This is a genomic window from Sphingobacterium sp. BIGb0116, assembly GCF_024808035.1.
In the GTDB taxonomy this organism is placed as follows: Bacteria; Bacteroidota; Bacteroidia; order Sphingobacteriales; family Sphingobacteriaceae; genus Sphingobacterium; species Sphingobacterium paramultivorum.
Genome location: NZ_JANUDT010000012.1, coordinates 66,100 through 78,203, shown reverse-complemented (window position 1 = coordinate 78,203; position 12,104 = coordinate 66,100). Strand labels below are relative to the sequence as shown.

General features: G+C 45.6%; 6 protein-coding genes. All 6 read left to right on the top strand.

Annotation, left to right across the window (positions count from 1 at the left end):
* Positions 1 to 10: 10 nt before the first annotated feature.
* The 6 genes from M2419_RS24560 (at position 11) to M2419_RS24535 (ending at position 12,100) form a co-directional block, all read left to right on the top strand.
* Positions 11 to 1,702 carry a RagB/SusD family nutrient uptake outer membrane protein gene (locus M2419_RS24560; RefSeq protein ID WP_153845558.1) on the top strand — a complete coding sequence of 564 codons (1,692 nt, stop codon included), beginning with the start codon at positions 11 to 13 and terminating at the stop codon, positions 1,700 to 1,702.
* An 11-nt stretch (positions 1,703 to 1,713) separates the two neighbouring features.
* Positions 1,714 to 3,714, top strand: coding sequence for an FAD-dependent oxidoreductase (locus tag M2419_RS24555; protein ID WP_259255785.1), 2,001 nt, complete (start codon positions 1,714 to 1,716; stop codon positions 3,712 to 3,714).
* Between the two features lie 4 nt (positions 3,715 to 3,718).
* Complete coding sequence (locus M2419_RS24550) at positions 3,719 to 5,368, top strand: FAD-dependent oxidoreductase (RefSeq protein ID WP_153845559.1); 1,650 nt, start codon at positions 3,719 to 3,721, stop codon at positions 5,366 to 5,368.
* Positions 5,369 to 5,397: 29 nt separating this feature from the next.
* Positions 5,398 to 7,239, top strand: coding sequence for a carbon starvation protein A (locus M2419_RS24545; protein ID WP_259255784.1), 1,842 nt, complete (start codon positions 5,398 to 5,400; stop codon positions 7,237 to 7,239).
* Positions 7,240 to 7,457: 218 nt separating this feature from the next.
* Positions 7,458 to 10,541 (top strand): SusC/RagA family TonB-linked outer membrane protein, encoded by a 3,084-nt coding sequence (locus tag M2419_RS24540; protein ID WP_153845560.1) that lies wholly within the window; start codon positions 7,458 to 7,460, stop codon positions 10,539 to 10,541.
* An 11-nt stretch (positions 10,542 to 10,552) separates the two neighbouring features.
* Positions 10,553 to 12,100, top strand: coding sequence for a SusD/RagB family nutrient-binding outer membrane lipoprotein (locus M2419_RS24535; RefSeq protein ID WP_153845561.1), 1,548 nt, complete (start codon positions 10,553 to 10,555; stop codon positions 12,098 to 12,100).
* Positions 12,101 to 12,104: the final 4 nt, after the last annotated feature.

Below are 12,104 nucleotides of genomic sequence, written 5' to 3'. Positions count from 1 at the left end.
CTTGGCTTGTATGAAAACTCTAAATAAACTCGCGTTATATATGCTATCGATTGCAGTTCTCCTTTTGGTGGGGGCATGCGAAAAATACTTGGACAGATCGCCCTTGGATGGCCCTTCGGACGAAAATTATTTCAAAAATCAGGATGAGCTGACATTGGTTGTCAATGGTTTGTACAGTGCCCTGGCATTTCATCCCACGGACGACATGCCTATTAACCTTACCCTTGATGATGCCACCGATATTGGGTGGGACCGTAATACCTCTGATTTACAAGCTGTGGGAAGGGGAGATCACGACAGCAACAATGGCTACATCCGGAATATCTGGACCAATTCTTATAAGGTCATTGGCAAATGTAATTTCATCCTGGACAATATCCAGAAGTTGGATGGAAAGATGGATGCCAAACTCCAACAGCGTTATAAAGGCGAGACACAGTTTATCCGGGCTTATGTTTACCAATATCTGATCGATTACTTTGGAGGAGTACCTTTGGTTACGAGCGGCCTAAGCCTTGCTGATGCCAATGTTCCGAAAACGTCTAAGGCTGAAATTGCTAGCTTCATCCTCAAAGAACTCGATGAAGCTGCCGCTATTTTACCGGTAAGCTATGGTTCGGCAGATATTGGGCGTGCGACCAAAGGGGCAGCATTGGCCATACGTGCTCGGGCAGCACTTAATAACGGACTTTGGGATGAAGCAGCCCATTCGGCCAAAGAAGTCATGGACCTAAACGTATATGCCTTACACGCCGATTTCGGCCAATTATTTACGTACGATGGGCAGGCTTCCAAGGAGATTATTTTTGCTTTTCAATATCTGCGATTACAAAAAACAAAGACCCACAGTGCTACGCGCGGATTTCTGTCGCGCAACGCGCAAGGGACTTCCAACAAAATCCCATCGCAATCCATTGTTGATAGCTATCTCTGCACCGATGGATTTGCCATTGACAAATCTTCCAGATTTGATCCTAAAAAACCATTCTCCAATCGAGATCCGCGTCTGGGATATACCATTGCACTTCCCGGTAGCACGTTTTTTGGTTTTCAGTTTGAGACCCATAAGGATAGTATAACCTGTTGGAACTATACATACAATACATCTACCGCAGTACGTATCCAAAATCAGGATGCGATCAATGCTTATGCGACCTTTTCTGGTTATTGTTGGAAAAAATATGTCGATATAAAGGACAAAGATTTTACCATGGAATCGGAGTTAAATATTATTCAGAGCCGCTATGCCGAAGTGTTGTTGATTTACGCCGAGGCGATGGTCGAAAACAATACGATCGACAAAACCGTCTATGACGCAATCAACAGCATCAGGCAGCGCCCTACCGTCGATATGCCGGCAATCGCGAGTAATAAAACGCAAGCTGAGCTGCGCGAGATCATACGGAAAGAAAGACTTTACGAATTAGCCAATGAAGGCTTTCGCTTAGTCGATTTGAGACGGTGGAAACTGGCCGATAAATTTATGAATTCAACGCTCTATGGCCGTATTCCAAAAGGTTTGCTGGCCAATGCGCCGACGATCGATGGGGATAATTACGTGAATTATAAAAATGTCGCTAATCAGAAAGACATGCGGGTTATCGAGCTCCGAAAGTTCGATCCCAGCAAGAATTATCTTTGGCCGATCCCGAATATTGAAATTGTAACGAATAAAAATCTGGAACAAAATCCAGGCTATTAAATCCTAAGATGATGATGAAGACACTCGTAATGATCATTGGACTTTTGACGATGTTTTGGCATTTAGTCAAAGGGCAAACAGACAGACAGGTAGATCTATGTATTTATGGTGCAACCTCAGCCGGTGTAATAGCCGCCTACACCGCTTCACAGGCCGGAAAATCCGTCTTACTGATCGATCCTGGTACACGGGTAGGAGGGCTCAGCTCCGGTGGATTAGGGCAAACGGATATCGGAAACAAATATGTCGTCACAGGGCTCGCTCTTGATTTTTATCGCAAAATGGGCAAGCACTATGGCAGTTTTGAACAATGGATTTTTGAACCCAAGGTAGCCGAATCTATTTTTAAGGACTATCTGGTACATGCTAACACACCAATGTTAATGGGACATCGTTTGGTAGCCGTAAAGACTGACAATCGATCGATTAAAACCATTTCACTGCTTCCAAGTGAGCAGGGGGATGGAAAAAAAATAACTGTAGCAGCCAAAATATTTATGGACTGCAGCTACGAGGGTGACCTCATGGCCAAAGCTGGTGTGTCCTATCACGTTGGGCGAGAGTCAAACAGTACCTATGGAGAGACGATTAATGGTGTTCAATTGCTTGATGGCCATCAGTTTCCCGAGGGTGTAGATCCCTATAAGATAAAAGGTGATCCTCAGAGTGGTATTTTATGGGGGATCAATACGGAGCCTTTAAAACAAAATGGAACGGGAGATGCTAAGGTTCAAGCTTATAATTATCGGATCACATTGACCAATGTCCCTGAAAACAGAATAGAAATCACCAAACCGGATAATTACGACGCAACCAATTATGAACTCTTAAAGCGCCAAAAAGAAATACAGCCTTGGAAGAGTATCCAGGACGTATTTATTTGGAGCCTTATGCCCAATGGAAAGACCGATATCAATAATAGGAATGGATTTTCAACAGATATGATCGGCATGAACTGGCGTTATCCCGAAGCCGATTATTTCGAGCGGAAGGAGATTATCAAGGCCCACGAAGATTACACCAAGGGTCTCTTATATTTTGTTGCCAACGATATTTCGGTACCGGAGGCGATACGAAGCGAATTCAAAAAATGGGGATACCCCAAAGACGAATATCCCGACAATAGCCATTGGTCTCCACAATTATATATTCGGGAGGCCCGCAGGATGATTGCAGATGTCGTTATGACCCAAGACCACTGTCAGGGTCGTGCGCTTGTATCCGATGGCGTAGGCTATGCTGCATACACCATGGACTCGCACAATTGTGACCGTGTGATCGTCAATGGCATGGTCAAAAATGAAGGGAACGTTGAGGTTGGCGGATTTTCTCCCTTCCCGATTTCCTATAAGGCTATTGTGCCCAAAAAAGAGGAAATCGACAATCTTGTTGTTCCCGTATGCCTGTCGGCAAGTCACATTGCCTTTGGCTCCATTCGCATGGAGCCCGTATTTATGGTATTGGGGCAATCCGGTGCGGTGGCTGCCTGCGAAGCGATCGATAACAAAATAGCTATTCAGGATGTTGATATTAAACGCGTGGAGAAAATACTGCGAGACAACCCGAAAGCGGATGGCCGTAAGGCCGATTATATCATTCATGTTGATGATAAGGATCAGGTTATGTTGAAGGGAGCTTGGCATAAATCGTCAAAAAAGGGTTATGGTATGAGTTATCAGGAAGTGGATAATGATCTTTCTGCTGTAGCACGTTTTGCTCCTGGAAAGGATTTTACCGCGGGGAAATATAAGCTTTACAGCTATTTTCCGAAAACGGCCGAAAGCACGGAATCTGGAAAGTTCATTATCCATACCGGAAAGACAAGGATCGAAAAAGATATAAATTTCAAGGAAGTCCATATTTTGGGACAGACAACCAGTACCTGGGTAGCGCTCGGTGAATACGAATTTGAGAAAGGAAGTAACAAACCTTATGTGGAGATTATGTCATCCGGAAAAGGCGTTATGGCGGCAAATGCGCTATTGTGGGTTCCGGTCACCGATCAAAATTAAACGTATGAAAAAGATAAAAATAGGTTTAAAATTAGCACTTGTTTTCGCTTTTATGCAGGTCGAAGCACAGCACGTAGCCAAAAAGGTAGATGTCGTGATTTACGGCGGTACCCCGGCAGCGATTACAGCTGCATTGGAGGTAAAGCAGGCCGGCAAGTCTGTTGTCGTCTTATCGCCCGATCGACATTTAGGAGGCCTGAGTTCTGGAGGGCTCGGCTTTACAGACACGGGCAATAAAGCCGTTATCGGTGGCTTTGCCAAAAAATTCTATCAGGACGTATACGATCATTATTCGCAGGGATCGAGCTGGAATTGGCAATCGAGGGCTTCATTTGGCAATCGAGGGCAGGGCACTGTGGCAATGGATAGTGAGCATGGGACGATGTGGATCTTCGAACCCCATGTCGCCGAGGGTATTTTTGATACATGGGTGCGGGATTATCAGATTGATGTGGTGCGCGAGGCCTATTTAGATCGGCAGGAAAGTGCCATTAAAAAAGAAGGTACAGCCATCAAATCGATTAAGACCTTAGACGGAACAGTGTACGAGGCGAAGATATTTATTGATGCCACCTATGAAGGCGATCTGATGGCGCTGGCCAAAGTAAGCTATACGATCGGGCGGGAGGCCAATAAGACTTATGGGGAGCGGTGGAACGGTGTGCAGACCGGAGTCTTTCAGCACCGGCATCACTTTATCGCGAAGATCAGCCCCTATAAACGCGAGGGAGACACCAACAGTGGACTGGTATTCGGCGTTTCTGCAGAAGATCCCGGGCAATATGGCACAGCAGATCAGAAGCTGCAGGCCTATTGCTTCCGCATGTGCCTGACCAATGATGCCCGCAATCGGAAGCCCTTCGCCCAACCTCGCGATTACGATCCACAACATTACGTTTTACTACAACGTTTATTTCGTGCCGGTTGGGACGAAGCCTTTCAAAAATTTGATCTGGTGCCCAACCATAAAACCGATGCCAACAACCATGGTCCGTTCAGCACCGATTTTATCGGGATGAACTATAACTATCCCGAAGCGAGTTATGCCGAGCGAAAATCCATTATCGAGGCCCATCATCATTATCAGCAGGGTCTATATTACTTTATGGCAAATGATCCCACTGTTCCCTTCGCAATAAGGACAAGGATGGCCGAATGGGGGGTGGCAAAAGACGAATTTAAGGATAACGATAACTGGCCTTTTCAGCTGTATATCCGCGAAGCAAGGCGGATGATAGGGCAGTATGTGACGACTGAGCATAATATTCTAGGAAAGTGCAGGGTAGAAGATCCGATCGGCATGGGTTCGTATACGTTGGACTCCCACAATGTACAACGCTATGTGACCAAAGAAGGGTATGTTCAAAATGAAGGCGATATTGGCGTTCAGGTACCCAAGCCTTATGCCATTTCCTATGGGTCAATCATCCCGAAGAGCGATGAATGTACAAATTTGCTAGTCCCTGTCTGCGTATCCAGCTCACATATTGCCTTTGGTTCCATTCGTATGGAACCCGTATTTATGGTGTTGGGGCAGAGTGCTGGTGCCGCTGCAGTCCTAGCGATTGATAATGATCATATTGTGCAGCATGTCGACTACGGGCTATTAAAAAAGCAACTGTTGAAAGTAGGACAAGTATTGGAGCAAAAATAATATATTGTGCTAGCATTAGACTTAGATATATGATGGATTTAGCTAATATGAATGCCCTCACACTGGTTTTTGCGTCGATTTTGATATTTGCGCTCGCATACCGCTTTTACGGAATTTTTATGGCGCAGAAAGTGCTACGGCTCAATGATGCGGTAGCGACTCCAGCGGTCGAGTTTGCTGATGGGCATGATTACGTTAAGACGGATCGTAAGGTCTTGTTTGGGCATCATTTTGCCGCAATAGCAGCGGCAGGACCATTGGTCGGCCCGGTGCTGGCGGCACAGTTTGGTTATCTTCCAGGGGCACTCTGGATTTTGATCGGCTGTGTCTTGGGCGGTGGTGTTCATGATATGGTTGTCCTGTTTGCTTCTGTACGGCACAAAGGGCAAAGTCTTGCTACCATTGCGTCCAAGGAGATCGGCCGCGTTGTTGGTGGGATAGCCGGTATAGCCGTTCTGTTTATTCTAATCCTGACCTTGGCCGGACTGTCACTGGCCTGCATCAGTGCCATGCACGAAGCCCCATGGTCCCTGTTTACTATTATTCTGACCATGCCAATTGCGATATTTATGGGACTCTTGATGCGGTATAAAACAGGATCTGTAACGTTGGCAAGTGTATTGGGGGGTATTTTATTGATTGTTGGCATCATAGCAGGGCATCGTTTGATGGAGATTCCGGGCGTACATAACCTGTTCGACTGGGATGTCAAGACCATTTCAATCGCGATTGCTGTTTACGGATTTTTAGCATCAGTCTTACCCATCTGGCTGCTTCTGGTGCCACGTGATTACCTTTCCACCTATCTCAAGATCGGTACGATCCTGATGCTGGCCATAGGCATTGTCTTTGTGCATCCGACCATACAGATGCCAGCGCTGACCGATTTTATCCATGGAGGTGGGCCAGTGATCGGCGGACCTGTGCTGCCATTTATCTTTATCGTGATCGCTTGCGGTGCAATTTCGGGTTTCCATGCGATTATCGCGACCGGAACGACGCCTAAGATGCTGGGCACCGAAAGGGAGATTCTTTTTGTAGGGTATGGTGCAATGCTGGTGGAGGGATTTGTCGCTTTAATGGCATTGATCGCTGCCTGTACCTTACTGCCGGGCGACTATTTTGCGATCAACACACCAGTCGGTGACTACGCAGGATTTTTGGCACAACATCCCGAATTAAAAGCGGTAGATTTGCAGCATTTTTCAGATCGTATAGGAGTAGACCTCCACGGCCGTACCGGGGGCGCCGTGTCCTTGGCTGTCGGGATGGCCCATATTTTTGATAAGGTTCCCTTTATGGACAATGTGATGGCTTATTGGTATAATTTTGCCATAATGTTTGAAGCCGTGTTTATCCTTACAGCTATCGATGCTGGTACACGAGTTGGACGATTCTTTTTGCAGGAAATGCTGGGTGGTGTTTTTCCCGCTTTTAAAGACAAGGATTGGAAACCCGGCGTTTGGTTATGTAGCGCTATTTTCACTTTTTCATGGGGCTATCTTGTTTTTACGGGAAATGTAAGCAGTATCTGGCCGCTATTTGGAATCAGCAACCAGCTGTTAGCTGCCTGTGGGCTTATTGTTTGTACGACGATGCTTATTCGGATGAATCGGGGGAAATATGCCTTAATTACGGCAATTCCGGGCGTATTTATGGATGGAATTACCTTTTGGGCGGGCTATCTACAGGTCATTGATATTTATTTGCCCAAAGGACAGCTGCTATTAGCGTTCTTAGCGATCTTGGCCATGTTGTTGATGCTGCTTGTCTTTATAGGCACGTTCCGAAAATGGTATCAGTTGTTTAAAATTGAGGCTAAATTTACCGACCAAAATGGAGAATCTGTAAAGGAATTGGTTGATCGTTAAGCGGAAATTTCAAACTTCCTAAAATTATATTGTAAGTTTTTTGATGGGAAATGTGTTCCTAATTAAGTGCCATGTTGGGTGCTACAGGGACTGTGATTTTCGATAACGTTACCGCTACTTTATCCGGTGAAAGTGTTGGATTTTTAGGCTTTTAGGTTTTTCTTTGGATTATAACGCAATTGAATAAACTAAAAATCTTAACCCTAAATGGATAAATTATGATAGTTCGTATCCACAGTAATCCAACATTTTCAGTAGGCACGATGCTGAGCTGTCTTTTCCTTTGGACAGGTCTCGCTACGGCACAGACTACAACAATACGGGGACGTGTCACCAATGCTACCGATCATGCCGCATTGGAAGGTGTAACGATCACTAATCTGAGTATGCCTGTTGCAGCACGGACAGACAATCAGGGAAATTTTAATATCAGAGCGAATGCAGGGGATAGGCTCAAAGTTTCGTTGCTGGGTTTTAAGACACTCGAAATTGCTGTTCCCTCAACAGGTAATCTCCATATAGCTCTTAAGGAAGAAAGTCAACAGATTGATGAGGTGGTGGTTACCGCGTTGGGTATCAAACGTCAGACCAGGGGGCTGACCTATGCGACACAACAGCTGGATGGAAGTGCAGTCAATGATGCCCGCGACAACAGTGGCAACGTAATGAGTAGTCTGACGGGTAAAGTCGCTGGTGCTGTCGTGACTACAGCGGCTACGGGACCCGGTGCCTCCGCCAAAGTGGTTTTGCGGGGCAACAAGTCCATCTCCGGTAATAACAATGCGTTAATCGTGGTGGATGGTATACCTTATGATAATTCCAGTGCACAACAAGCTACCGGAACAACCTACAATTATGGGACGAGCGATGGCGCTGCGAATATCAACCCGGACGATATAGAATCCATCAATGTGCTCAAAGGCCCTTCGGCTGCTGCGCTATACGGTAGCAGGGCCGCAAATGGTGCCATATTGATTACAACTAAACAAGGTAAGGCTGGTCGGTATAATATTGATTACAATGGTAGTGCATCCTTGGATCAGGTCAACTTGCTCAGTAAATTCCAGAATACCTATGGGCGGGGAAATGGAGGTGTCAGTGGTACGAATGTCGGTGAGAGCTGGGGACCACAAGGGCAAACCTATAAAAATAATGTCCGCGATTTCTTTGAAAATGCGACCTCCTTCAACAATAGCATTAGCACCTATGGAGGGACGGAAAAAGTGCAGGGTTATGTTTCTTATACAAACAATAAAATCGGAGGCATTATTCCTGGCAATGACTTGAAACGTAGTAACTTGAATCTTCGCGTAAATACGGAACTGATCCCAAAACTAAAAACAGATGTAAAACTCAATTACGTTAACCAGCAGATCGACAATCGTCCGCGCTTAGGCGATATGGGAATCCCCGTGGAAGTGTACGTGATGCCGCGGGATATGGATGAGTCTGAACTTAAAGACTTTGAGGATATTGATCCGGTTACCGGTGAGCCGCAGCGGAAGTACTGGTCCGGTTCTGCTGTATACGACAATCCGTATTGGAGTACCAACCGCACCTCGGTCAATGAAGTGCGCGATCGCATTACCGCATTGGGTTCGGCAACCTATCAATTGACGGATTGGCTAAATGTAATGGGAAGGTTCAGTTATGATAAATACATCGATAAGACAACAGGGGCCTTCTACTCAGGTACTGTTTCTCTTGGCGATGTCCGTCCTGGAGGTAAATATTATGAAACCCATGCGCGCTATCAGGAACGCAACTTTGATTTGTTGTTCAATGGAAATAATATACTTAACGAGGCGGTCAAAATTAGCTATAATGTTGGTGCAAGTTCCTTAAATCGGGAGTACAGTAGCTTTCAGAATATGGCCAATGGCCTGTCCGTACCGAATGAGTTTAGCCTAACGATGGCTACCACGCCAGAATTTCTACTGATCAATGGTTACCAACGACGTCTAAATTCGGTCTATGGAAGTGCACAGCTGGCCTTTTTTGATCATACCTTTCTCGATATGACGGCACGCAACGACTGGACCTCAACCTTAAAATCTCCACACAGTTATTTCTATCCCTCAATCGGTGTATCTACTATTTTCAATGAATGGCTCAAGTTGCCAAGCTGGATCAGTTATGGAAAACTAAGGGCTTCCTATACGCAGGTCGGTAACGATGCGAACCCCTATCTGCTTCAACAATTGTATTCTTTTGGGCTAGGTGCGGGAAAAGGATTTATCTCTCGTTCACCAATAAAAGCAATCCCAGAATTGAAACCTGAGCTGACCAAATCCTATGAAGCGGGACTGGATATGAAATTCTTTGCCAACAGATTAGGTTTTGATCTGACGATGTACAAAAGTAATACAGTTAATCAGCTTTTGTTTCTTGGATTGCCAATGGCAAGCGGTTTCAGCAGGCAATACATCAATGCGGGAAATATAGCAAATAAGGGAATTGAGGTCCAATTAACTGCGTCGCCTATAAAAAAAGAATACCTAGAATGGCAGACCACTTTCAATTTTGCAGCCAATACCAATAAAGTGATTGAACTGCACGAGCGGACAAAACGAGCAACGATTACCGAAAATACCAAATATGCCTCAGTTGTCGTCAATGAAGGAGAGAAATACGGTGATCTTTACGGTTATAAATGGAAAACGGATGCGGCGACAGGGAAATATGTGGTTGACGACAGCGGGTTGCCAGTGGTAGACGCGAATCAAAAATTGGGAAATTTTAACCCTAAGGCCTTATTGGGTTGGTCAAATTCGGTCCGCTATAAGAATTTTACGGTCAATGCCTTGATTGATACACGTATTGGTGGTGAGATCGTATCGGGTACCTCAGCTTATCTAGCGGCTTTCGGAGTAGCGGATTATACCGCAGATTACCGGGAAGGGGGGCTTGTGCTGGATGCGGTGGACGTGAGCGGCGCAGCTAATACCAAGGCTATCACAGCTCAGCAGCTTTGGACCCGTGTATCGCAGAACGGACGCGATGCCTGGGGAGAATTCTTTACCTATGATATGACCAATGTCCGCTTACGTGAACTATCTGTCAGTTATAAATTTAACTTAAAAAATACCGCTGCGATCAAAAGTGCACAGCTCATGCTGACAGGCCGTAACCTATTTTTCTTTTATCGAGGGAAATCCAAATTGGATATTCCGGGAATAGGCAAAACAGACAACCCCATAGATCCTGAGGCGGCATTGGGAGCAGGTAATTTTCAGGGAATTGAAGTGGGGTTGCCGCCTGCTGTCCGTTCCTTTGGACTGAATGTTAAGTTAACTTTTTAAATCCTTGAACAATGAATAAAAGTACCCTATTTACTTCGCTATTAGTGCTAAGCTTGTTGTCCTGTACCAAGGACTTTCAGGATATCAATACCGATCCCAACAATATCACGGTGATCACACAGCGTGAATTGCCCTTTATGTTTGCCAAGGCACAGTCTTCGGCTGCAATGAATAGATCTTTTTATCAAACAGTGCAAAACCTGGGGCCGGATCTATATGCCCAATACTTTGCACTTACTACGAATTCCTTTAGTACGGACCGTTATCTGCTTACTCCAGATTGGCAGCGCCGGTTTTGGACAGTTATTTATGTTGATACCGCACCACAGCTCAAAAGCATTCTCGAAAATACAGAATCCAAATCAGGTGAGGCCGCATTGGCCAATATCATGTGGGTATATGCCTTTCATCGGCTAACAGATCAATTTGGACCGATCCCTTATTTTGGTGCTGCCGAGGCCAACGATGTTATTCCTTATGACTCCATGGATAAGATCTATGCAGATTTCTTTGAAAAATTGACTACAGCGGTAGCCAATCTGAAGGCCTTGCCAGCCGGAACGAAAATCTTTCAGGGATACGACCTGATCTTCGATGGAAACACCGAAAACTGGATCAGATTTGCTAATTCGCTCCGCTTGCGGTTGGCCTTGCGTATCGCTAAGGTAGATGTAAATCAAGCAAAAGTCGAAGCAGAAGCAGCTGTTGCTGCCGGTCTGATGTCTAGCAATACGCACAATGCCAGTATGCTCAAATCCCTTTCTGGAAATGATACCAATGGATTGGCGCAAGTTGCCGTATGGAACGAATTTTCAATGAGTTCCACTATTGCTTCATACCTAAAAGGTTATGCCGATCCACGTTTAGGCATTTATTTTCAACCCAGTTATATTGGAAAGACATTCAATAGCGTGCGAAATGGTGCTACGGCCACGGATCTAGGGAACGTACGTAATCAGTCAGGCTCCAATTCCAATGTTGGCACCTATTGGGTACGTTACAATGGCGTGGCTATTGAAGGAAATTTTACCCAGAATTTCCATGTGATGTGTGCTGCAGAATCTTTCTTCTTACGAGCCGAAGGGGCATTGAATGGCTGGAATATGGGCGGTGAGGCTAAGCAACTGTACGAGGAAGGCATCAAAACGAGTATGGAACAATGGGGCGTTACAGATGCGACGCAGATCAGTAATTATATCGCATCAAACCATGAGCCTGTCGCTCCCGGCGATTATCATAATTCGCCAGCTGTAGCCAGTATCCCCGTCAAATGGGCAACAACCGTGGCCGAACAGCGTGAACAGATCGGCGTACAGAAGTGGTTAGCGATCTATCCCAATGGTATGGAGGCTTGGGCAGAATATAGGCGTACAGGATTCCCAAAAATGTATTCATTGATCCAGTCCGACAACCCAGACCTGCCTATTGGGACATTTATTAAAAGATTGCCTTATCCACTGACCGAGGCGACAGACAATCTGGTTGAACTGAGCAAAGGACGTGCACTGCTTGGCGGTACAGACAATGCGGCAACCAAACTCTGGTGGGATGTGGACTAAATTG